Origin of the sequence: Pseudomonas sp. P9_2 (assembly GCF_034008255.1) — a bacterium.
GTDB classification, from domain to species: domain Bacteria; phylum Pseudomonadota; class Gammaproteobacteria; order Pseudomonadales; family Pseudomonadaceae; genus Aquipseudomonas; species Aquipseudomonas synxantha_A.
On record NZ_CP125376.1, the window covers coordinates 1,404,930 to 1,427,551 of the forward strand.

Here is a 22,622-nt window from a genome sequence, read left to right on the forward strand (position 1 = left end):
GGATGTTCGAAAAAAAGAACGAATATGGCGCATCCGGCTCATCTTTCAGATCAAGCGCACACGACAACAGCCCCGGAGCCTTGTGGGCGCCGGGGCCGTTGGGGACCTCGCAGCTTAAGGTTGGAACGACTTGAGCACGGCCAGCAGGCTGGTCAAGTTGTCGGCCACGCCGCCCTGGGCGACTTTTTCGGTGGCCGCGGCGCCAGCGGTGGTGTCGACACTGTAGATCTGCATCACGCCCTGGTTGGTGGCCGCCTGGGCCAGGGTGTTTTGTTGCTGTTGGGCCGAGACCGAGTTCTGGAACAGGATCGCCGTGGCCTGGCCCATGGATTGGTAGATGGTGCTCATGGCCATCGCGGGTGATTCGGCAACCACCTTGACGTTGGTCTGGGTGACGGCATCGGTGATTTGCGGGCTGACTGTACTCATGGTTGAAACTCCTGGGTTGAGAAAGAACAACATCCGTTATCGCTCAGTGCTTAAGGCTGGAAAGACTTGAGCACGGTCAACAGGCTGGTGAGGTTATCCGACACGCCGCCCTGGGCGACTTTCTCGGTGGCCGCCGCACCTGCGGTGGTATCGACGCTGTAGATCTGCATCACGCCCTGGTTGGTGGCCGCCTGGGCCAGGGTGTTTTGCTGCTGTTGGGCCGACACGGCGTTCTGGAACAGAATCGCCGTGGCCTGCGCCATGGATTGATAGATGGTGCTCATCGCCATCGCTGGCGATTCGGCCACCACTTTGACGTTGGTCTGGGTGACCGCGTCGGTAATTTGCTCGTTAACAAATGCCATGATCAATTTCCTTATTTAGTACACGGTGCATTCCGTGTTCATCAATGAACGTTGCCAAACAGGCGCTGTGAAACCTGTGGCTTCAGGATTTCGCAGGTCCGGCCAAGGCGGCCTCGATCCGTGCGATCAACTGCTGGATCTCCTTGTTCACCTCACGCTTGAGATCCAACTGCTCGACGCTTTGATCGGGCGCGCCACTCAGCGCTTGGCGTACCGCCGCCTCGCTCTGCTGGGCCGCCTGGCGAATGGCCTGCTCGTTGGTCTTCGATTGTTCAAGCACCTGCACCGCGCGCTTGAGGCTTTCGTCAACGATGGCTCGCGGCGCACCGTCGAACATTTGCGGGCTGCGCAGCATCGCCTCAAGCCGCTGGCGATCAGCGCTGGATAGAACCGGTGGCTGCATGTGAACCTCCTGCGGCACTGGCTGGACGGCAACAGCGCCGCTAAAGCCGCACCTCAACGTTGTCCTGCCAGAACCCTGCAAAGTAAAAGTGCGGCGAGGAATCACAGAAGGTCGCCAACTCCGCAGGCGTTATGGCGCTAGGCTGGTTGGGGAAAATGGCAGGCGGAGGCGGCAGCAGATTGGCCTCGTTGTAGAGGTTGCCGACTTCATAGCAGTTGGCCGCGAACTGCGAACAAAAGGACCCGCTGCCGATGTCGATGGACTCGTTGATCCGCGTCACCAGGCTGGTATCGGAAGTCCAGCGCCGGAACGCTGAAATCATCGCGTTCCACACGCTGTAGCGGCCCCGAATATCACCGCCGATCTTGTCGAAGTAGAACTGCTTGGCAGCCACCGTCGCCGCCTCGCCCAGTTCGGTATCCACGCAGGAAAACACCATCGCCGAGCGCGGCGGTTTTTCCAGGCTCAGGTCGGTCAGGGCCAAGCCACTGCCGACACTTTCGATCACCATCGTGTCGCTTACCGCAATCGCCGGGTGAACCACATTCAGGTAGGTCGTGTCCTGCGAGAAAACCTTGGCCTTGACCAGTTGACCGGCTTTGATAAACGCCCGCGTAGCGCTGTCGTCATCTTGTTTGACAGAAAAAATAATATCTCCAGGCTGCATGATGTCGCTCCTCACTCAAGAAAAGTTGCTTTCAAGTTGCTGTTGCACCGCTCCAGCCGAACGCTGGAGCGCTGTGCTGGGTTCAGGCCGCTGGCGCGGCCCGGTTGGCCAGGGTGCTCGCGTACTTGGCGATGCTCTGGTCGATCTTGTCGATGGCCACGCTGGCGGCTTCGGCCTCCATGGCTCCGGCGGCGGCAGCCACGGCGGCAGCGGCGCCCACCAGCAGGTCGGTGGCCAAGGCGCCCAAGGCGTCTTCGGCAGCGCCTGGCAGGTTGTCGTTGACGATGTTCTCGGTCATTTGCTGAAGCAGCACGGCCTGGGCCGCCAGGGCGATCTTGCTGACCCCGTCGAAGTACCCCGCCGCCGCCTGCGCCACCAGCCCGGCCGCCTGGCTGATCATCATGTCGGCCGGCACCGCGATCTGCGCCGGGGCATAGGCAAAGTTCTGCGCGTTGGTGAACTGCACCGCCTGCACGATCTGGCTATTGAGCGCCGCCGTACTATCGGATGACGGCGCGCTCACCTGGTTGAGCAGGTGCTCGTTCATGCGCGCCATGATCGAGCGCGAGGCCGGTGCAGTGGGCGCTGGCGCCGGTGAGTCGGCGGCGGGGGCTGCTGGCGCGGCGGGTTTCTTGCGACTGAACCACGACATAATCAATCTCCCGAGGGCTCAGCCCTTCTCGCCAATCTGCATGATCAGCGCCACGGCCTTGGAAATCACCGCGTTGGAAATCTGATTCATCGCCTGCTGGCTGTTGACCGCGTTCTGCAACGACAGGCCCGCCGCGCTGCTGGCCACCTGGTACAGCGACGCGATGGCCTGGGCCGGCGCCTCGGCCACCACCTTGACGTTGGTTTGAGTGACCGCGTCGGTGATCTGGCTGTTGACCTCTGTCATACATCTCTCCTTGATGGCATTCACCCAGGTTTGGGTGTGGATAGCGGCGGCGTGCTGCGCTCATATCACTAGAACGCCCCACGCCAACGTCTGTGAATCACCTTCAGCGCAAAGCACTGCGCAGCAGTTGCACACGCTTGCGCACCAGCGGCAGCTTGACGTGCAACTCGGCGGCGATTTGCGGGTAAGGCAGGTCGTCGACAAAACGCATCTCGAACAAGCGCTGCTGCAACAGCGGTAACCGTGCGACGTGCGCCTCGATCTGCTCCAGGCGCTCATAACATTCCACCCGCTCCAGCACCGAGGCGCAGGGCGCGGCGAGCGCGGCCAGATGATCGTGTTCAAGATCCACCGAATCATCGAACAGCCGCCCCTCGCGCTTGCTGCGCCGCAAGCTGTCGAGAAACACATGGTCGAGCACCAGAAACAGAAACCCCTCAGGGTCACGAATGCGCTCGGGCGAACGCCGAAAAAACAACAGGGCCTTGATCGCCGTGGCCGACAACCACTCCTGGCCCTGATCCAGATTGCCCTTGGCCCGTCGCAGCGCACGGCGCTTCAGCTCGCCCTGCACGGCGCGCCAACTCGCTTCGAACAAACGGTCATCGGCAGCCCATTGATCCTTGAACTCAACAGTCATCCCCATCGCCAGCACTCCTGTGCATCCTTGATGAAGGGCCAGTCTGCGAGGGCTCGACGGGGCTACGCTGTTACCTGGGGAACACTGCGGCAACTAATTCAAGGCAAACGCCTTGCGCCGCAAATGCTCAAGATCATTGATCACCATGCGCTCCAGATTGCCGCTGATCACGCCATTGCGGCGCCACACTTGCAGCTGCACATTCAGCTTGGGGCGGCTGGTATTCAGCATCGACGCCAACACCCCCTGGCTGGCGGGCAACGACACACTGGGCAAGGCCAACGCGAGGTCGATCTCGCCCAGGTTGGCCAACAGAAACCGCGCCAACCGCGACTCCAGCCGATGCAGGCACACCAACTCCAGCAACTCGATGGCGTGCAGCAAACGCAGCATCATCAACATCAACAAACGCCGCAGAAATACCGGCTCCTCAAACAACACAGCAAAATGCCGGCTACCCAACTGCAACAACCGCGTAGGGCCACTAGCGAAGGTGGAAGACTCGCGCCCATGATCCTTGATCAACGCCGTCTCCCCCACCACCTGCCCGGCCCCGGTACTGCCAATGATCTGCTCCCGACCATCGGGCCCATGCACCACCGAATAAATCCGGCCCTCCACCACCAGCGCAATGAATTCGAGGGTGTCGTCCTTGAAATACAACAGCTCACGATCATCCAGCGTGCGCTCCACCATATGGGTGGCGACGTAGCGCAAGAGGTGCTCCGGCATACCTCGAAACAAATCGGAGCGAGCCAGCAGGGTTTGTCTGAGCGGGAGATCGAGCATCACGGTTCCTTTGGAATGCATGCGTTCACCTGGGGAATTGCGGCGTGGAAGCGGGTTAAAGCCACAAGAGCAAAGCAAACAAAGGGACGTGCGGCGCGGGGAGTTGTGAATGAGGGTGGCGATTAGCCATTTTTTGTCGGAAATGGACGACAGGCAGCGGGGGAAATGCCGGAATGGACGCATCAGGTCGACATGGGTATGATGTCGCCCGCACAAGCATCCGTAGCTCAGCTGGATAGAGTACTGCCCTCCGAAGGCAGGGGTCGTGGGTTCGAATCCCGCCGGGTGCACCATATAGCAGTCTCGGGCTGTCTCAGACAGTCTACGAAACACCCCAAGAAGCCCGCCCTGTGCGGGCTTTCTTGTTTCTGGCTATCCATCCCTGTCTACCCCTATAACTTCCCGCCGTGTATGCCCACGTGTATGCTTTGAGATTCCTATAACTGGAGGCATACAGGAAGTGAAGCGCACTGAAATCAAACGCCGCCCCTTAGCAGACACCACGCTTGCAGGCCTGGAGCCTGAGCACACAACGTATCGGGAGCAGGACGGGAATGGCCTGTACTTCCGGGTGAAACCTAACGGGCAGAAATCATGGGAGCTGCGCTACAAAAAGCCAGACGGAAAATGGTCTTGGCTGGGTCTGGGCGGCTACCCGGAAATCAGTGGCTCATTGGCGAGACAGAAAGCAGCTCAACTGCGTGAAGACGCATCGACCGGCAAAAATCCATTGGTGAGTAAGCACGCTCGGAAGGTTGCAGACCAGGTTGCTGCCAACAACACCTTTGAAGCGTTAGGGCGCGAGTGGTTTGAGGCCAGACGCACAAGCTGGGAATCAGGTACGTCTCGACGGGTACTTGGCGCACTTGAGCTTCATGTGTTCCCCGTCTTCGGAAAACGCGTGTACACAGAAATATTGCCCCTGGAATGGATGGAATTTCTACGCGGCATGGAGCAGAAGGGGATCATTGAACAAATGGGCCGAGTTCGTGCCTTTTGCAAAGAGATCTATGACCTGGCCCGCGTAACAGGACGAGCCGTCCACAACCCCCTTGAAGGTCTCAGCAAATTCCTGCAATCACGTAGCGCTGAAAACTATGCACACGTTTCGATTGAAGAACTGCCTGCGCTACTTCGAGCGATCAACTCCTACCCTCACGCAAAGGACGTTCGTATAGGGCTTCGCTTGCTTTCCTTATTAGCATCGCGCCCGAGCGAAATCCGAGAAGCACGCTGGTCAGAAATCGATCTCTCCAAAAAGCTATGGACGATCCCAGCCGAGCGAATGAAACGTCGTCGCGAACATGTGGTGCCTCTCTCTCGGCAGGCAATCGAAGCGCTCGCTGAATTACGAACACTTACAGGTGCGTACCCTCTCCTATTTCCAGGCAGGAAAGACAGGACAATCCCCCGTAGCAACACCGTCTTTCTAATGGCGCTCCGCAGACTGGGATATGCCGGTCGGCAAACAGGCCATGGCTTTCGTCACATCGCGAGCACCATACTCAATGAGCAGGGTTTCGATGAGAATCACATTGAGGCACAGCTCTCTCATGCAAAGGAGGGGATCGCCGGGGTCTATAACAAAGCGGTGTACCTCCCTCAGCGCAGAGTGATGATGCAGTGGTACGCCGATCATCTTGATTCCCTAGTGGCCGGAAATGTAGTGCACGGTCAATTTGGGAAGGTCGTGTGAAGCAGCTAACCCTGTACCCCCTAAAAAATAGCGTTACGGGTGTTACGCGTGTTACGCACTCACTCAAGACATTGTTTTTATTGAAAATATTCAGCGTTACACGCAATGCGAAGTCTGTGAACACCACGTGTTACATCGAGCAGTCGTGTTACAGAAAGGCCACACCCGCAACCCTGCTGGCATCGGCGTTTCCATCCGAAAATCGCTGCGTTAGCTCACTGGCCTCGGGGCGGCGGGGGAGACCTAAATGGAAACTGAGCTAGGTGTGGAACTAGAAATCGCCGGCGTAGATGTCGACTGTCTACTTTGGGATCTCGACGATGTTGAAATCGCTGTTCGCACGTTGTCGTTGTATCACCAATTCTCCGAAAGATTTAGCGATGCGTTTCACTGCATCGACAACGCGATGTCCTACTGGCTAGAGGACGGCCGCTACGCTGACTGCGCAGAATCAACTACGACGAAGATGTTTCACCTTCGAAGCGTGATTGATCAGCACGTTTGTTTTTCCGAAGCGACCTCACTACCTAGAGTCATTCGAGGCGTCCTAGGGATCAATCACCCAGCCAGCGACACCCAGCTTGTAGCAACCTATGCGCTCATTCAGGCAGTCGAGGCAGTAACGGCACTAGGCAACTGGCTTTTCAACCTAGAGCTGCGTCTTTACGACCTTGACTATGATCTAGTCGAACAGATCAGGCTGACTGACGCCACCCAGTATGCTTCTCTCCTCAAAAGGGAAAGGGAGCGTAGCAGCGAACTTGAAATAGAGGCCCGGGAGGAGTTCGCCATTCGGTATGGCGAGACCTCAAAAGCATTGATGTTAGCTTCGCTATACCAAGAAGCTGACCACACGGACAACCTCCGGAACGACTTGAGCGCATCTCGGTTTCTGCGAACTGCACTGGATCAGGCATTTGCAGCAAAAGCGTCGGAAAGGGCCAAAGCAGCCGGGAAAGCCAACAGCAAGCCGGGGACAGCGAAGCAAGAGAACACCAAAAAGCTTTTTGAAGAGATAAGCAAATCGGCAATAAAGCAAATCGCTATTGACCCCAAAATATCAGCGGCCGACCTCGTCAAAATACTCGTTAAACAGGGCAAGGGCTCTATACCAACCGTAAGGAAATACCTAAAGAAAGGCGGTTTTCTACCAAGATAATTTTTATGCAGTGGAAGAAAAGCAAACCATGTTTGCTTTTTTTTTGCCTCTTAGTCTGTGCCTGTCTTTCACTTTACAGGCACGACTATGACGAGCTCTCTCCCCTCCAAACCCGTACACATCAAAAATCTGGCGCCCGCAACAAGGTTAATCAGAGTTACTGAAGTAATGGCCATTGTAGGCCTCGCCCGCCCCACCATTTACAAGCTCATGAGCCAGCCTGAAAGCGGCTTTCCACAAGCAGTAAAGCTCACCGACAGCACCGCTCGGGGGGCGCCCGTCGCATGGGTCCTTTCTGAAGTTTTGGATTGGACTCACGCACGCATCGCTGCTCGCGACAGGGTGGCTGCATGACTCCTATGCTCCTGCCACAAACAACTTCGGACACCGGTGACTTACTCGGCATCGGCCTTCTACCCAACGTTACTGCCAAAGGCCAAGACCGCCTCCGCACATTGCGCGATGACGCCATATCAAAAGGGGCTCACGTAATGCTTCTCGTCTGGCCATCTCGCGAGTGGGTGATGCTCTCAATCGAGCCGCCAGAAGGGATGCTGGTTGAGGATACCGAGCAGCTCATTCCGAGTGTTCAAGCCAACGTGACTGCGCTGGAGCTGATGCTTACAAACTCCCGGCATGGCAATCACTTGTTCTGGATGAACTTGAGTCGTAACGCCTCCCAGCACTAACGAAAACGCCCCCGGCGGCAACCGGAGGCGTTGAGGTAAATCTACATGCCTGATCAATTTATGCCGCGTCGAAAAAATCCGCAAGTGATCTGCACAGTTGCACTTTCAAAAAACGGACGTTACTCTCTGGCCGTCGCTGCAAAATCAGCGACCGGGTTTGACGGCCCGTTCAGACATTGGCGCACAGGCGCCCCCATCACGATTGCAGGCGCTTTTTTTGTGTCTGCACATCCTGTTTATGGCGGCTGTGCGCGGGATACCTTCGGGTATGCCGGGTTCCTTTGTCCCCGGTCCGTCAACCTGCGTACAGCTGCCACCCTTATTCGTTTGACGGCGAACCGTGGCAGCTCCCCAGACAAAGGAGTTTCGCCCAATGCACGCCACCAATCCGTCCAAAATTCGCGCCGCCGCTCATCGAGCAATGGCTCTCGCCGCTTTACACGCCAACTCCAGCCTCGCTACACGCCTTTCCCGTTACAACGCCCATATGTCCAAGGCTCGCGCCCTGGAAGCCGCAGGGGGTGCCCAATGAGCATGCTCCCAGGCTTTGCACTGCCCGAGGATCTCCTCTGCGTCAGCCAGGACGCCGAAGCCGGTCTGCCTATCGACGCCATCACCTGTGCGCTCGACCGTGCCGACTCCGTTCTCATGCTGCTGGAAGACCACTTAGACGGGGATAAACCCCTCCTTTCCAACCGCGTGCTGTCGTCTGTAATTTGGGACGTGCGCGGCACCTTGGGCTTAATCAAAACACTCACCATGTACGGTGATGCCTCCTCTGTGCCGATGGGCCAGAAAGGCGGTGCGCTGTGACCCACTCCAGCACGCGTGGACGCTCCGAGTTCTCCCCTGCCAACGGTAACGGCCAAAACCTTTTTCGGGTAAATGCCGGAATCCCGCTGGAGGACGCACTTGAAGCCGTCTCCCAGATTCTGCACCACTCCAATCAACTGATCCTCGACGCCGCCATCAGCGATGCGGGCGAGCGTTTTAGTTGGCCTGCGTTCTACCTCGGCGAGATGGCTAAGGCGCTGATCGACGACGTGAACGAGGCGTTGCTTGAGTCGAGGACCACACTATGACTCAGCGCACCGGCAACACCTCAAAACGCCCCAGCTTTGCTGACGTAAAAAGCGCTGCCCTGAATGACATCGACCGCGTACTTGCTCACTGGCTGCCGAACGGCAAACGCGTCGACGGTGGCAAGGAATACACCGCACCGAATCCGACGCGCACCGATAAACGTGCAGGCTCACTCAAGGTCAATTTAAGCAAAGGCACCTGGGCGGATTTTGCCACTGGTGATAAGGGCGGTGACCTGATCGACCTGGTGCGCTACATCGACGGCGGCACGGACGTTGAGGCCTGCAAAAAGCTGTCGGATCTGCTCAGTGCTTCCGCTGGCTCTGCGATCCCCCAAAGCGCACCGGCCAAGCCCACAACGCCAGAGTGGATCGCAATTCAGCCAATCCCGGCCGAGGCCATGAACAAGTGCCCAACCAAACACCGGCAACATGGTGTTCCGTCCAAGGTGTGGATCTATCGCGATGCTCAGGGCCAGCCGGTCATGGCGCTGTATCGCTTCGATCTAGGCCCCGATGAGGACGGCAAACCGCGAAAGGTCTTTGCGCCGTTGACCTGGTGCAAGCGCTCCAATGGGCAAACCACGCAATGGCGCTGGCAAGGATTGTCTGAGCCTCGGCCACTGCTGCGCCTGGATGAGCTGGCACAGCGTGCCGATGCACCCGTGGTGCTGTGTGAGGGCGAGAAAGCTGCTGACGCCGCCGCCGAACTGATGCCCGACTACGTCGCCACCTGCTGGCCGAACGGCTCCAACTCTTGGCACAAGACCGATCTGACGCCACTCAAAGGACGCACGGTGGTGCTGTGGCCGGATAACGATGCCAGCGGCAAGACCTGCATGGACGCCATCGAGCTCAAGTTGATTGAGCTGGGCGCCGCTTCGGTACAACGAGTCTCGCTCAATGTGTTCAAGCTCAAGCCAAGCAGCAAAGGCGGAAAGCCGACACTCGTCAAAGGTGGAAAATTGGCAGACGGAGACGATGCAGCAGACGCATTAGCCAAAGGCTGGACCGCTGACCACGTCGCCGAGCTGGTGCGCGACGGTGCATTTTTCGGCAGCGTCGCTGAGACCACTGAGCCTCAACAACCGAAGGCTAAGGCGCCGGCCAAACGCCCTGCGAAATTGCAAAATGACCTGTTGCCGGGTGGCTTTCGCCTGACCCCTGAGGGGGTGTTTTATTCCGGTGATGATGGCGAGGCGCGCCCCGTCTGTTCGCCTCTAGAAATCATCGCTCGCACTCGCGACGACAAGGGCCACAACTGGGGTTTGTTGGTCGAGTTCGACGACCCGGACGGCGCCAAAAAGCGCTGGAATATTCCGGCCAGAACCATGACTGGCGACTTCGGCAAGGATGTACTCGGTCCACTGGTAGACATGGGCCTGCGCCTCGCGGGAAGCCGATCTGGTCGTAACGCACGCAACGACCTGCAGAGTTACCTCGGCGGCTTCGATAGCGCCCAACGCGCACGCTTGGTAACGCGCTTGGGCTGGCACGACAAGGCGTTTCTATTGCCCGAACAACAGATTGGCTCGCACGCCGAACACCTGCATTTTTATGAGGCCGGTGCACAGTTGCCACCGATCAGCGAGGCGGGCTCTCTGGAGCAATGGCAGCAGCAAATCGGCGCACTGTGCGTTGGTAACCACCGCTTAGCGTTTGTCGTCTCTGTGGCGTTTGCAGGGCCTCTGCTGAACCTGCTGGGGCACGAGTCAGGTGGCTTCCATCTCTACGGGGACAGTTCCGGGGGCAAGACCACCCACCTGCAAGTTGCTGCCTCAGTTTATGGCGGGCCGCGTCTGGTGCGTTCGTGGCGCTCGACAGACAACGCTCTGGAGTCCATCGCCGCCGCACACTCAGACGGCCTCCTGGTGCTGGATGAAATCGGAATGTGCGACCCGCGCATTATTGGCGAGACGGTGTACATGCTCGGCAATGGCACCGGTAAGGCCAGGGCGAATGATCGAGGACAAGCGGGCCGACAGGTGCAGGAGTGGCGCTTGCTGTTTCTCTCGACCGGCGAGAAGACGTTGGCGCAGCACATGGCAGATGCCAACAAGGAGCTGAAAGCCGGTATGGAGGTGCGCATGCTGGCCGTGCCTGCGGATGCGAGCAAAGGCCTAGGCATGTTCGATGTGCTGAATGGTTTTGAGGACGCAGCCGCCCTTTCCGACGCGCTCAAGGCCCGCGTAGCCAAATACTACGGCACACCCCTCGCCGCCTTCCTACACGCACTGTGCGCGCCAGGAGAAATGCTCAGATGGACGGTGATCATTCGCCGCACGGTAGAGCAGTTCATCACCCAGAACCTGCCCGCCTCGGCCAGTGGTCAGGCCCAGCGTGCCGCCCTTCGCTTTGGACTCGCCGCTGCTGCAGGTGAGTTGGCCACCGCCTTCGGCGTCACCGGCTGGCCCGATGGCACGGCCACAACCGCTGCACGGGTGTGCCTGCATGCGTGGCTGGCCGAACGTGGCGGCGCCGGTAACTTCGAGGGTGATGCGATCTTGGCGCGGCTGCGCCAGGTCATCGAACGCTTTGGAGAAAGCCGCTTTACCCGTTGGGAATCTGCCGCCGCCAAGATCGATGAGCACGGCCCACGCACGATTGATCGGTTGGGCTTTCGCAAAACCCTGGAACACGGCATGGGCGACGCCCTGCACACCACCAACACCTACTACGTGCTGCCTGAAGCCTGGAGGGCCGAGATCTTCAAGGGCATGAATATCAGTGCGGTGAACAAGGAGCTGCTGCAACGGGGCGTGCTCGAGCCGGGAAGCGACGGCAAGGCGTACAGCTTGATTCGGCTACCTGGGCTGGGGCCTCAACGCTGCTACGTGGTGAAGACCGTTCCAGGAACGGATGAAGGCGAGGCCAAGGCCGCCTAACGGCATGCCTGCTGATCGAGGTAGCGCCGGCTCATTCCCGGCCTCGCCAGCCGTTCGACAACCATCCCTATCAACCGCAGTACCCAGAGACAATACAGATGAACACTATCCAAGAACTGAAAGACCGCCGCGACGAACTGACCCTCGAAATGGAGAGCATTCAGGGTGACCTGGCTCCCTTCGAAGAGGCGCTGGAAAGCCCAGAGGTCATCCAGCAGGGCCGTCAACGAGCCGTGCAAGATGAAATCAACGATCACAAAAGACGCATCGACTTGCGAAATCTGGAGATCAGCAACCTGAATCAAAAGATTGATCGCCTCGAGGCACTGGCGAACCGTGAGAGCTTGGCTGCGGACTACATCAACGCCATGGCAACCTGGAAAGCCGACGAGATGGAACTCAACGAAAAGCGCATCAGTATCGAGACCCGGTTGCAGCAGGTCCGCCAGAGCGATCAGGAGGACATGGCAAAAGCTCGACAAGCTGAAACGGACGCAGCCACTGCTTATGCGCAGGCTGTCGCCTGGGGCGATGTGGAGGGCGAGAAAGCGGCCAACGCCGAAGCTCAAAAAGCAGCAAAAAATCTCACGATTGCGGTTGAACATCACCGCCGTCAACAACTGCTCATCACCGCGCTGGAGCAGGAGCTCGTGACGATTGATCAGCACATCACAGAGGCACAAAAAGAACGCGCGAAAATCGAAAACCAAGCGGCTCATCTGGCGAACACAGTGTTAGAAGAACAATGGAATGAGGCTGCGAAAGCACTGCTTGAGACAGGCGGCAAGCTGTGGGCAGCACGCAACCTGATTAGTCGTGACCCCGTCGCACTGATGAAGCTGGATATCCCCGAACAGGGCGAGCACTTTGGAAGCTGGACCTGGCGCGAACTCGTGGATCGCTCGCACCAACACAGCCTGCTTGACCTGCTGGCTGCCTAACCCAAACCTACCCCGAAGTAACCTGCGAGAGCTGGTTGCTTCGGGCCTACCATCGGTCCAATCATGAACAAACCACCACAGAACAGCGCACAGATGCCTGATTACCTGAAGTCCCGAAAGCTTCATTTGAACGGGATAATTGTCGTCCTGGCTGGCATGAAAAAGCGCAACGCTAGAGAAAACCAAGACACTAAAGTCGAGACGCTCACAATTAATGCAGTCAAGGCCGAGCTTGATCTCATTGACTTCCAGCTCAAAAGAAAAAACGGATGATCGACAGGCGGAGGCTTAAGCAGCTTCCGCGTCACTAGATCCTATCCTTACAGGCAAAAAACTCAGACCTTTTCGGCCGAGCCTGTGTAAAAACGTTTTAGAGCAAATCTTACGGTCAGAACCAGAGCGAAAATTGCGTTCCTACGCAAACTTCAGGTGTGCTGACTAACCAAGTACTGGCAAATTTCACGTAGCAACGCAGACTGCCAAATGGCGTCTGCGTTTTTACACACTGGGCCACGAGCAGTCATACGGGCGTGTCAACGAAGACAGGCAACTCAAATCTGCCTCGTGGAGTCAAGTGAGCTCATTCGCAATCGCTGCCCTTTTGGGTGAGCCCCGACAACACTATGAGCACGGGCAGATGGGTATCACGCTTGTGCTTGTTAACGGTAAGATGCTTTAACATCAAGGTCTATTAGGAATAAGGCATGGACGTCAGATCGATCAGTACTTTTGGAGCTGTCGCTGCAGAAGATGAGCCAGTGTTGAATTACTTTGTGGAAACAAGTGCCGTCAGTGAAATTGGTGAAGGCGAGAAATTTTTAGTATTGGGTAGGAAAGGGTCTGGAAAGACAGCCCTCGTGCGGTACTTTAATGAAAAAAGACAAAATGGACTTGTTTCAATTGCTCTTAACCTACGAGGATATCCTTGGGCTCTGCATGCCAAGCGCTCTGACTCAGATGTAGACGAGTCAGAACGGTATGAGGCTAGCTGGCGATATCTCATAGTTGTAGAATTTGCTCAGTTAGTAGCTAAGAGACTAACTGGACTATCGAAATGGACAGATGAGGCAAAGAATCTCATTGAGTTTTTTTCTCAGAATTATGGAGGCATCGATGTAGGCTTGGGCGATTTTTTGCGCCCAGAAAAACTGAGACTTACCAAGGCGTCATTCGAGCCTCAATTGCTAGGGGTAAAACTAGGGGGCATAACGCTTGAACGTAAGAGCGAGCAAGGAGGTCTGGCACGAGAGCTAAATCTCCTATCTGATCTCATACTGAAAAATGCGCTCTACCTATGCGGTCGTGAAGGCATTGAAAAAATCTTGATTCACTTTGACGAGCTTGATCAAGGTATGTTGAGATTCGATAGTCCTCGACAACAGATGCTCACAGGTTTGATCTTAGCCACAAGATCGGTTAACCGTGAAGCCGCTAAGAACTCCGTTAAGCTGAAGTCAGTTATATATTTACGTACTGATTTATGGAACCAAATAAATTTTTCAGATAAAAACAAAATAACCACAACTTCAGTTTTAGATATCTCTTGGGATGAAGCATCTCTTTTGAAGGTTGTAAACTCTCGAGTGAATAGTATCACTGGGAAGAATTGGGATGCGATCCATGATGCAACAACGATGAGGGGTCGACAGCAAAAATTTTCTTATATTGTAGCTAGAACATTCTTACGTCCGCGCGATGTCATCAGCTATTTAAATATTTTGCTTTCAAAGGCAAAGGAGCGCATCAACACTAAAGGCGGAGCAACTGTCTTTACAAACAAAGATATTGTGGATTCCAAACGTGAGTACTCTACATATCTCAGGCTTGAGTTACATGACGAAATATCCCCTCACTGGAGAGAGTGGGAAGATGCACTTAAAGCAATTTCTAAAATGGGTCTTTTATCATTTGCGCGCATTAGCTTTGAGCAACGGTATCCTCAAGCCGTAACTGCAGGAAATATTTATACCTCCGAACAAGCGTTGGAGACGCTTTACGAGTACTCCGTACTAGGCGCGTACCGGGCATCTGGTTATGGTGGTAAGAAGTGGGTCTATAGGTACTCTGAACCAGGGGAGGCGTGGGACAGTTCAGGTAACTTGTTCAAAGTGCACCTAGGGCTAAAGGAACATTTAGCTCTCAAAGAGTAACCTTCCATCATGTATTTGGTGCGAAAGGATAAGAGATCGGAGCTCCGCTCTTGGCCGCTCACTGTCAATCACCACAGGCAGGATTCGGCCAAAATCGGACGCTTTATTCCGTGCTGCTCTAGCCACCCACTCATAATGACCCAATACAATGAGTGGAGATTACATGATGGTTAATGTAGATAAAGTCACTGGAAGGCTGCTTCAACGGCGCCCTTATTGAGTTAATTAAAGCCATCACACAAATCCTCACTGAAGATCAATGGCTATCCGATAAATACGCTCAGCAATCTTGCGAGCAGTTTTATTTCTCATCCGGCTAAGCGTGTGATTTAGTGCATCCTTTAAAATCACACCAGATTGAATAAGTGCACCGTGCCTTGTTAACTCTTCAAGAATGCTCAGCCACTCTAAGCGGATTTCCTGAGGAACCTCCTCATCCCGAAGAAGCCGAATCTGATTATAAGCGCCACGCAAACGGTCGCGAACATCCCCCTCACCGACCGCAAGGCAATAGAGTGCGCGCCGGAATTTTTCCCTGTATCTAAGACTGACCATACCTATATTACCTGGCTTGAGCGATAAGACTGGGACTTTCTAAGTTATTTTTCTGCGGGAATTTTACAACAAAATTTATTCATTCGGACTTTTAGCTAGCTGGATTGCACCGCTAAGCGCTCAACGCAAGTCGAAAATTAAAATTGCCATGGAGTGGATCCACATTACTGGCCTATACGAAGCACGCCCATAGTCTTTCAACGGGCACTTCTGCCAATACGGACCGTCAGCTTTGGGCCAATTAGAGCCGATCACGGAGGGATAGCCATTGTAGCTTTGGTTGAAAGCTGCCATTCGCGATTGGCAGCTCCCACCCAAAAGCGAGCAATCCGGCCGTTCCGCCCTCGAACACTCGAGCTTTTTCCCTCCAAACCCGTCGGATGCACTTCGGCACCTTGGCCGAAATCCACTTTTACGATCAGCGTAAAGAAAGACTGTTAGGTAACAGTTTTCTGTCATTCAGCGCTGCTTAAGTTTGAAAAGCAGCATTCCCGACCGCGGGCCTTCATCCGAGTCGCCCATCAAGCCTGCGGAGCCTCGATCGCCTCGTCGAGCTTTATCACGGTCTCAAGCATGCGCCTAACGACCGAGGCGTCGAACTCTTCCTCCCGGTCCTCTTCATGGGCTCCCTTGTTCATGTAGCTCCACTCAACTTTGTGCTTTTCGCCGTATCCAAGCATCTCGCCTAGGTGCGGCAGGGCGTTTTGGAACAAAACCACGTCCTTCTTGCCGAGAAATTGGTGGAGGCCCGTAGCCAAGCTCATGAGATCAGGATCTCCCGGCCCCCTCATCCCGACAGTTATTTGCGCCGACAGCTTCTTATTTGCAATCTTCTTCCAGAGACGATTGAGTTCTTCTTCAAAGGCCTTCCGAACATAACTCAGGGAGTCGCGCGTTCGCCCCTCTTCGTAGCTTCGGGCCGCCACCGTGAGGTAGTGCCGGGGCGAGTCGAGCTTCACGCTGATCTTCTTGGCAGCAAACGGCACAAGGAAGTCGATTCGGGTTACCGTTTCCCCGTACCTCTTCATGGGCACCGCATTCTCGAGGCGCTTCACAAAATCCTCACCGTGAGTCGTGATGATTAGTTGCCTTTTGCCGATCTCTTCCGGATTCAAGATAAGGTCGATAATCGCGCCCCGATGCTCGTCGTCGATCGAGTTAACAACATCGTCGAATATTAGGAAAGGAAGGCGGTCCCTGGTGATTTTCGCCAACAAAATCGCGAGCCCGAGGCACCGAATGTGACCCTCGCTAAGAACTTGGAGAGCATCGCACGTGTCCCCATTCTCGAACTCGATCTCTATTCTCGCGCCAGCGGCCGTCGGCAATATCAGGGACTTGAGCCTGTCGGAAGGGTGGTCGTTTTTGTTGATTTCGTTGTAGAACTTTAGCGTCTTCTCGTTTAGATCCGCAGCTAACGCCAAGGGCAGTTCGGCGTTGTAGGCCAGAAGCTTCCCGCGAAGCGAGCCATAAGCGACGCTGAAGCTCAGGTTTCTTGCGACTCCGAGTTTTTCAGCTTCCACTACCTTGATGAGCTCCTCGTTCTCCTGGTTGAACTTCTCGATAGCCTGAGTCGCCTCCATCTCACTCTTAGTGTTCGCATCGACTAGGATCGAGATGGCGACGATTTCCTCGAGGTCCTTGAAAATCGCAAGGTTATCGTCCTCGAGCGTCTTGATCGCGGCTTTGGATTGTTCGACCTTTCCGTTGTGAGTCGTGGATGCGTCCTTCAGCAACTTGAGCAGCTCGCGCGTTGCCGGCACTGCCCTAAGGAAGCTCTCGATGCCCACCAGATCCTTGGCGGCGGAGGCCTCCGCGCTGAAGGAGCCGATCTCGGGCGCTTTGACGAATCCGATAGCCCCGGCGGACGCTGGAAGCTTGGCGATTTTCGAAAGAAGATCCCGCCAGCCAAGGTTGAGCGCCTCCAGGATTTCCTTGATGCGCCCTTCGGCTTTTAGGGCTGCATCGAATTGCTTTAGCTTTTCCTCTGCGTTGCCGTACGGATCCACAGGAACTGCGAGTCGACCGTCACGGTAGAGTTCGGAGGCGCATGCGGGACACTCGTTCTCGAACCTTACGCGGTTGGCTAGAATGGCGCCGTAAAGATCCCGAAGGGAAAGTTGTTCCTTGTACTGCTTGAGGAAATCCTCCGATTTCGCCTTCTCTTCGATAAGCCGGAGCAGTTCATCGGCGTCGGCCAGGATGCCGTCCGTCCCGGGGTCAGCGGCCGTTTTGAGATTCTGCAAGCGGCCGATTTCAGTATTGTTTGCCTTTTGCTTTCCGCCGTTGCCTTCGGGTCCAGTTAGGCCTGTCTTGATTTCCTCTAGGTTCTTGCAGTCCGGATACTTCGCGAGCAGCACTGCACGTTGCGTTTCTGCGATTTTGGCTTTCAGCGGGAGACCAATGAGTATCGCTTCGTGTCCGGCGATACCCTTCGCGCGTTCCGCGAGATCCTTCCCCTCTTTTCCGACGCAGTCTAGGTAAAGGTCGAGGCTCTCGTTGAACTGCGTTGCGAACGCGTTGAACTCTTCCAAGCCGAACAGTGCAGCCAACCGCGCCTGCTGGGCACTAGGGGTATTAGCCGCCACTCGCGCGAATCCGTCGATCCTGTTCTTCTCAATAAAGCAAAATTCGAAACTGCGGGGGTCCGCTGCCACTTCGACTCCCATCTCCTTCGCAGTATCTCCGTACAGAACGGGTTTCGCCGACTTCTTCAATGTTGCGTTCTTGATGTAGTCCGAGACGGGGATCCGCTTCGAATCCGCTTCGTGGATCGAGGCGAGCAATCCGTATTCAAGCGCCTCACAGAGACTCGACTTCCCCGTCCCGTTAGGTCCGTAGACGAACGTGTATGGTTTTTTGAATTCGAAAGTGTGCTTCTCGGAAAAACCACGAAAATGCTCGACCTCCAGTTTAGTAAGCCGGACGATCTCACTCTCGTTGACGTTCCCTTCGTCGGCCGCGATTTCGAGTGCAGGAGATGCCGCATCTCCATTGTCTACGATCAGCTTCGCCAAGACTTTACCGCGTCGGCCTCCCGCAACTCCGACTGCCGCAATTTCGTCGAACCTCATAAGCATGATGTTGGCCAGCTTTTTCTCGTGTTCGGACAGCGTCGGGGCAGACTTCGCCAAGAAGCGTTTGAATTCAACTAGGGACTTGGACATATCCATTCTCGGAGCAGTTGTTGTCGATTATGCGGTCGGGCGAGAGTTGCTGCATGTAGATAAAACCACGACGTCTCAGGGCGCTGAGTGCCAGCTTTTTTCAGTAGATGTTGGGTGTATTAGCGTGCAAGACCCAAATTCTCGACGTCGACCTAGAGCCCCTCAAACAATCTCTGCTTCTCTTCGCAAGCTGCCTCTGGAACACTCTTTTGTTTACGGTTTCACACCGCGAGCGGCCAGCATTGCGTGGATTTCATCAATACGTGTTTGTGTATCAGCTTCACGCTTTGCATAGGCGTCACGAGTGCGTTTACCCAACAAGGTCCGAATCTCTTCCTTGGCGCGTTTATAAGAAGGCTGCTCGTCGAGGTACTCTTGGTCGTGCATCCAATTCTTGCCCGTCATAGGCCCAGAGCTCATGCCAACGTGGGCGCCCTGCGCATTGTCCGCCTGGAATCCCAGCCTCTCATACATGGGGACCAGCTCCAGAGGGCAGTCCAGCGTCAGCACTGAATACTGACTCTTGAGCTCGTTCAGCATTTGCGTGAACAGGCCTTTGTTGCGATGCTCTTTAGCGACTGCGGCATACCCGATTGAGGCAACACCAGTGGTCATCAGGCGAGGCTTGTACTGAATAAACCCGGCGAGACGCGGTTTTTCTGCCTCGTCGTCAATCGCTGCGACAATGCCTACTTTCAATTCACATATCTGGCCATCCATCTGCTGGACAACTCCAGCACCGACCATACGCAGGGACTCTCCCAGCAGAATTCGTACCTCTGTCTCTGCGAGAAGCAGCAACGGGCTGTCTCCATGGATGTGCTGGCTAACCATGGCCGGAGCCTCGGATACAGCGAGCTCAATGCTCTGCTCCATCACCAGAGGGTTGATGCCATTGGTAAAATGTAGGATTTCCATATTTTCGTAACCTCCATAGTCGAGGACTCGGAAGGAGCCCCCCGTTGCCCACCTTCGACGGCGGGACTTGAGAATACCTGGTGCTACTTTCGATTATTAATGACACTCAGGCCCATGCAAGAGTCGCCGATATTACTATGCCAGCACAAGTTCAAATACACGCCAGACCGTCTGCTTATCCACAGCCAGGCATCGCTTGCTCTGATCCATGCGGGCGTGCAAAAAATGGTCCTCACTATCAAGACATCACCGGTGGCAGCCAAGACTTTTGCAGCAATTGAACGCTTACCACTTGCAATGAGCCCAGTTTGATACGCGCTTAACCATCAAAAACCGCCCCTCCCAGTTCAGTTATTAGCGTAACACCTACTTGCCATGTAACACGTTCATCCGCAAACCGGTCACAGCTACGTTACGTCATATAAACCATTTAAAATCACATACTTACACGATCATGTAACACGCGTAACACCCGTAACACGGTTCTATTAGGGTCTCCCCTAGCCCCGTTGGTATTGCTCCTTCAGCGAAACTGAGGTGGGTCATGCTCTTGGCTTTGGTTCGATGGTGGGGACCCTGGAACATTCTTCTAGGTACGGGGTAGGAAACCCGCGGGATCGTATTAGCGGCAGTCTTTCCTACGTCGGTTGACAGGTTGACGGGGTTGACACCCATCACCATGGTTGACGCCATGCAAGCGTTCACTATCAGCAACAGATACAGCAACCTTTACCGAAGCTGTAACGATGGCCCTCTTTCTTCAAGATCCTTTCAATTTCAACGATTGAAATTTCAGTAACTTCCAACGCCTCCCACTAACTCGATCCCGCGGGTTTCATGCCCCGTGTGACGCACAAATAGCCAGGGGCCCCAGCAGTTTTCGTCGTTTCAGGGCAGCGCTCCACTCGCCCCATCTCTACCGTCATCCTCGTTCGGTTCATGGACATGTGGGCAAGGGAACCGGTAGTGTCGAATCGGCGCCGTTGAGCGTATCCCTTTTGCTGTGGGAACTGCACGGACGCTAATGAGGGAGTGCTAATACAAACACTGGATCAGTGCTCGCTTTCACCTATAGAAGAAGGAAAGGATCATGAGTCGCGTATCGTACTTCAAGATTTATAAAGACACGGCTGGCGAGTGGCGGTGGAGGTTCACAGCTAAGAACGGAAAGATCATCGCCGTAAGCTCCGAGGGATATAACAACCTCGTTGACTGCGAAGACTCTGTCAGCCTAATCAAATCCGAATCACCGACAGCGCCAGTGATTGGGGACGATGAGTACGACAAGCTCAGAAAATAGTGATTGAGTAATACAGTTCGGGGATGCGTTACCGCAGGTATTTCGGCGTGTATCCCCCTGCTGTATTCCCATCTCCAGAACCTGACGTAAGCCAATCATTGCTGATGATTCTGAGCCAAGTTCAAACGATCCCATCCCTTGGAGAACACTCATGGAAGATGTCTCATTGCTCGCATCATTGCTTAAGCGCATGAATGAAAACCAGCTGGCGCTGGGGGCAGCTATCGAGGAGCTGTCAAACTGGGTTGAGCAAAGAGGATCTACAGAAGTGGCACAGAACATTCGAGGGGCACTGGATACCCTGGATGGAAATGCAGGATTCATCACCCTTGGGCTCGCCTCACTGGCGGCAGAAGGTCGAACCAAAAAGTAACTACTCTGCTGGATGGCAACACATCAGCCAACATTTGGTGTTGCTTTACCCTACGGGGATACCTCGAAAAAGAGGGCAGAAGGAAGCGCCGTGTATGCCCACGTGTATGCCTAACCGAAGAACCACCAAGCACACCCAATGAATGCGGGCCTTTTGCTGACCAGTTCAAACGACGCCGGGGCACCAGATATGAATGAAAAAGCCCCAAGATCGTGAGATCTGGGGCTTTTTTGTGCGTTTCGACTCAGCGCTTGCGCAACACCTCCAACCGCGCCGGCAAGTCTTCGTTTGGAAAGCGCTTATGCAGCGCCAGCAGCTTTTCATCAGCCGCCTTGCTCTCCCCTGCCTCACGCAGCTTCACGATGGCCTGCAACTCCTGCTCCAGAGATGGCAATGCATTCGGCACCGCCTTGCTGAGTCTTTCCGCTGGCGGGGCCGCCATTACTTCAGCGATTTCAGCCTGTGCAGGCGCACTTTCAACCCGTGGCGCCATCGCCATGCGGGCCATTGGCGCGGGGGCGGAAAGCGCTTGCGGCGCTGGGTGGGCGGCTTCTTCGTGGCGCAGCGCGGAGAACGTCGCCGTAGAGATTTCGGGTTGCGGCACGGGGGAGCGCATGACCACGCCGATCATCAGCGCCAACCCGGCGACGGTGGCGAATGCCATTTGCCAGCGCGGGCGTTGGCAGGCTTGCAGCCAGCGTTGCCACAAGCTGGGTTGCGGCTGCGGGGCTTCGCGGCGGGCGGCGTTGAGGATGAAGGCGTCGAGGGACGCGGGCGGTTCGCCGGTGCTGTGTTGACGGTAGTGCTGGAGCAGCGCGTCGTCAGGGGTGTGTCGGGGGTCAGTCATACAGGTACCTCCTCGGCCAGCAGGCGCCGCAATTTTTGTAGGGCGTAGCGCAAGCGGCTTTTTACGGTTTCCAGCGGGGCGCCGGTGAGGGTGGCGATTTGCGGCACTTCGAGGTCGCCATGCAGGCGTAACAAAAACACCTCGCGCTGGTCTTCGGGCAGTTCTTGCAGGGCGGCGTCGAGGCGCGCCTGGTCGCGGCTCAGGCTCAGTTGTTGCTCGGGGCCGGCGCTGTCGTCGGGTTGGGCGTGCAACTGTTCGTCGTAGCTGTCGTGCAGGGGGTTGTGGATGCCGTGCCTGCGCCAGTGGTCGATCAGGCGGTTGCGGGCGATCTGGAACAGCCAGGTACGAAAACTCGCCCGGCCTTGTGGCTGGGTGGTGCTGCGGATCAGGCTGAGCCAGGTGTCCTGGTAGATTTCCTCGGCCAGTTCGGCTTTGTTGCACAGGGACACGAGGAAGCGGTACAGGCCCTGACGGTGGCGCGTGTAGAGGGCTTCAAACGCGCCAGCGTCGCCGGTTCGGTAGCGGGCCAGCAGCGATTCGTCGCTGGGTGGATCGTCTGGGACGGCCATGTAATGGGCGAACTCCTTTTTGTCAGCCGAAGCAGGATTACTGTGGGAGGGGGCCTGCTCCCGATAGCAGTGGGTCATACAGCACATCGGATACTGACAC

The 22,622-nt window shown here is 55.8% G+C and carries 26 protein-coding genes and 1 tRNA gene; 14 read left to right on the forward strand and 13 right to left on the reverse strand.

Annotation, left to right across the window (positions count from 1 at the left end; genetic code table 11):
• Positions 1 to 114 precede the first annotated feature (114 nt).
• The 8 genes from QMK52_RS06125 to QMK52_RS06160 form a co-directional block, all read right to left on the reverse strand.
• A complete protein-coding gene (locus QMK52_RS06125) occupies positions 115 to 429 on the reverse strand; it encodes a RebB family R body protein (RefSeq protein WP_003187551.1) in 315 nt (104 codons plus the stop codon).
• A 50-nt stretch (positions 430 to 479) separates the two neighbouring features.
• Positions 480 to 794 carry a RebB family R body protein gene (locus QMK52_RS06130; protein WP_005783676.1) on the reverse strand — a complete coding sequence of 105 codons (315 nt, stop codon included), beginning with the start codon at positions 792 to 794 and terminating at the stop codon, positions 480 to 482.
• A gap of 82 nt (positions 795 to 876) precedes the next feature.
• Positions 877 to 1,197 (reverse strand): hypothetical protein, encoded by a 321-nt coding sequence (locus tag QMK52_RS06135; RefSeq protein WP_194439764.1) that lies wholly within the window; start codon positions 1,195 to 1,197, stop codon positions 877 to 879.
• Between the two features lie 40 nt (positions 1,198 to 1,237).
• Positions 1,238 to 1,864 (reverse strand): hypothetical protein, encoded by a 627-nt coding sequence (locus QMK52_RS06140; RefSeq protein WP_003187547.1) that lies wholly within the window; start codon positions 1,862 to 1,864, stop codon positions 1,238 to 1,240.
• Between the two features lie 82 nt (positions 1,865 to 1,946).
• A complete protein-coding gene (locus tag QMK52_RS06145) occupies positions 1,947 to 2,516 on the reverse strand; it encodes a hypothetical protein (RefSeq protein ID WP_320403929.1) in 570 nt (189 codons plus the stop codon).
• An 18-nt stretch (positions 2,517 to 2,534) separates the two neighbouring features.
• Complete coding sequence (locus QMK52_RS06150) at positions 2,535 to 2,762, reverse strand: RebB family R body protein (RefSeq protein WP_003187543.1); 228 nt, start codon at positions 2,760 to 2,762, stop codon at positions 2,535 to 2,537.
• Positions 2,763 to 2,865: 103 nt separating this feature from the next.
• Positions 2,866 to 3,408, reverse strand: a complete 543-nt coding sequence (locus tag QMK52_RS06155; RefSeq protein WP_050989018.1) for an RNA polymerase sigma factor — start codon at positions 3,406 to 3,408, stop codon at positions 2,866 to 2,868.
• An 87-nt stretch (positions 3,409 to 3,495) separates the two neighbouring features.
• Positions 3,496 to 4,212, reverse strand: a complete 717-nt coding sequence (locus tag QMK52_RS06160; protein ID WP_005783663.1) for a Crp/Fnr family transcriptional regulator — start codon at positions 4,210 to 4,212, stop codon at positions 3,496 to 3,498.
• A gap of 195 nt (positions 4,213 to 4,407) precedes the next feature.
• Here QMK52_RS06160 and QMK52_RS06165 point away from each other — a divergent pair.
• From QMK52_RS06165 to QMK52_RS06220, 12 genes are all read left to right on the forward strand, one after another.
• Positions 4,408 to 4,484 (forward strand) — tRNA-Arg (locus QMK52_RS06165).
• Positions 4,485 to 4,651: 167 nt separating this feature from the next.
• A complete protein-coding gene (locus tag QMK52_RS06170) occupies positions 4,652 to 5,887 on the forward strand; it encodes a tyrosine-type recombinase/integrase (RefSeq protein ID WP_275622906.1) in 1,236 nt (411 codons plus the stop codon).
• A 247-nt stretch (positions 5,888 to 6,134) separates the two neighbouring features.
• The gene (locus QMK52_RS06175) at positions 6,135 to 7,046 is read left to right on the forward strand and encodes a hypothetical protein (protein ID WP_275622905.1); all 912 of its coding nucleotides are present in this window, start codon (positions 6,135 to 6,137) and stop codon (positions 7,044 to 7,046) included.
• Between the two features lie 87 nt (positions 7,047 to 7,133).
• Entirely contained in the window at positions 7,134 to 7,400 is a 267-nt protein-coding gene (locus tag QMK52_RS06180) for a helix-turn-helix transcriptional regulator (protein ID WP_275622904.1), read from the forward strand.
• Positions 7,397 to 7,735 carry a hypothetical protein gene (locus QMK52_RS06185; RefSeq protein WP_320403930.1) on the forward strand — a complete coding sequence of 113 codons (339 nt, stop codon included), beginning with the start codon at positions 7,397 to 7,399 and terminating at the stop codon, positions 7,733 to 7,735. Before QMK52_RS06180 ends, QMK52_RS06185 begins: the two co-directional genes overlap by 4 nt.
• Positions 7,736 to 8,108: 373 nt before the next feature.
• Positions 8,109 to 8,267: a hypothetical protein gene (locus QMK52_RS06190; RefSeq protein WP_320403931.1), complete on the forward strand. Its 159-nt coding sequence runs from the start codon at positions 8,109 to 8,111 to the stop codon at positions 8,265 to 8,267.
• Positions 8,264 to 8,548 (forward strand): hypothetical protein, encoded by a 285-nt coding sequence (locus tag QMK52_RS06195; RefSeq protein WP_017846196.1) that lies wholly within the window; start codon positions 8,264 to 8,266, stop codon positions 8,546 to 8,548. Before QMK52_RS06190 ends, QMK52_RS06195 begins: the two co-directional genes overlap by 4 nt.
• On the forward strand, positions 8,545 to 8,817 hold the full coding sequence (locus QMK52_RS06200) for a DUF3077 domain-containing protein (RefSeq protein WP_320403932.1): 273 nt from the start codon (positions 8,545 to 8,547) through the stop codon (positions 8,815 to 8,817). The genes QMK52_RS06195 and QMK52_RS06200 overlap by 4 nt, the downstream gene beginning before the upstream one ends.
• Positions 8,814 to 11,702 (forward strand): DUF927 domain-containing protein, encoded by a 2,889-nt coding sequence (locus QMK52_RS06205; protein ID WP_320403933.1) that lies wholly within the window; start codon positions 8,814 to 8,816, stop codon positions 11,700 to 11,702. Before QMK52_RS06200 ends, QMK52_RS06205 begins: the two co-directional genes overlap by 4 nt.
• Before the next feature lie 98 nt (positions 11,703 to 11,800).
• The gene (locus QMK52_RS06210; RefSeq protein WP_320403934.1) at positions 11,801 to 12,643 is read left to right on the forward strand and encodes a chromosome segregation protein SMC; all 843 of its coding nucleotides are present in this window, start codon (positions 11,801 to 11,803) and stop codon (positions 12,641 to 12,643) included.
• A 63-nt stretch (positions 12,644 to 12,706) separates the two neighbouring features.
• Positions 12,707 to 12,916 carry a hypothetical protein gene (locus tag QMK52_RS06215; protein ID WP_320403935.1) on the forward strand — a complete coding sequence of 70 codons (210 nt, stop codon included), beginning with the start codon at positions 12,707 to 12,709 and terminating at the stop codon, positions 12,914 to 12,916.
• Positions 12,917 to 13,347: 431 nt separating this feature from the next.
• Positions 13,348 to 14,793: a P-loop ATPase, Sll1717 family gene (locus tag QMK52_RS06220; protein WP_320403936.1), complete on the forward strand. Its 1,446-nt coding sequence runs from the start codon at positions 13,348 to 13,350 to the stop codon at positions 14,791 to 14,793.
• A 246-nt stretch (positions 14,794 to 15,039) separates the two neighbouring features.
• Here the strand turns inward: QMK52_RS06220 and QMK52_RS06225 are convergent, their stop codons facing one another.
• The 3 genes from QMK52_RS06225 to QMK52_RS06235 all read right to left on the reverse strand — a co-directional run bounded on the left by QMK52_RS06225 (position 15,040) and on the right by QMK52_RS06235 (position 19,433).
• Positions 15,040 to 15,348 (reverse strand): hypothetical protein, encoded by a 309-nt coding sequence (locus tag QMK52_RS06225; protein WP_320403937.1) that lies wholly within the window; start codon positions 15,346 to 15,348, stop codon positions 15,040 to 15,042.
• Positions 15,349 to 15,869: 521 nt separating this feature from the next.
• Positions 15,870 to 18,515 (reverse strand): AAA family ATPase, encoded by a 2,646-nt coding sequence (locus tag QMK52_RS06230; protein WP_320403938.1) that lies wholly within the window; start codon positions 18,513 to 18,515, stop codon positions 15,870 to 15,872.
• Between the two features lie 213 nt (positions 18,516 to 18,728).
• On the reverse strand, positions 18,729 to 19,433 hold the full coding sequence (locus tag QMK52_RS06235; protein ID WP_320403939.1) for a GNAT family N-acetyltransferase: 705 nt from the start codon (positions 19,431 to 19,433) through the stop codon (positions 18,729 to 18,731).
• Between the two features lie 1,090 nt (positions 19,434 to 20,523).
• On the opposite strand from QMK52_RS06235, the gene QMK52_RS06240 reads away from it, so the two are divergent.
• On the forward strand, positions 20,524 to 20,733 hold the full coding sequence (locus QMK52_RS06240; RefSeq protein WP_056847258.1) for a YegP family protein: 210 nt from the start codon (positions 20,524 to 20,526) through the stop codon (positions 20,731 to 20,733).
• Positions 20,734 to 20,884: 151 nt separating this feature from the next.
• Positions 20,885 to 21,106, forward strand: a complete 222-nt coding sequence (locus QMK52_RS06245; protein WP_248090709.1) for a hypothetical protein — start codon at positions 20,885 to 20,887, stop codon at positions 21,104 to 21,106.
• 244 nt (positions 21,107 to 21,350) lie between these two features.
• Here QMK52_RS06245 and QMK52_RS06250 read toward each other — a convergent pair whose 3' ends face one another.
• The gene (locus QMK52_RS06250; protein ID WP_320403940.1) at positions 21,351 to 21,953 is read right to left on the reverse strand and encodes a hypothetical protein; all 603 of its coding nucleotides are present in this window, start codon (positions 21,951 to 21,953) and stop codon (positions 21,351 to 21,353) included.
• A complete protein-coding gene (locus QMK52_RS06255) occupies positions 21,950 to 22,522 on the reverse strand; it encodes an RNA polymerase sigma factor (RefSeq protein ID WP_194439724.1) in 573 nt (190 codons plus the stop codon). Before QMK52_RS06255 ends, QMK52_RS06250 begins: the two co-directional genes overlap by 4 nt.
• Positions 22,523 to 22,622: the final 100 nt, after the last annotated feature.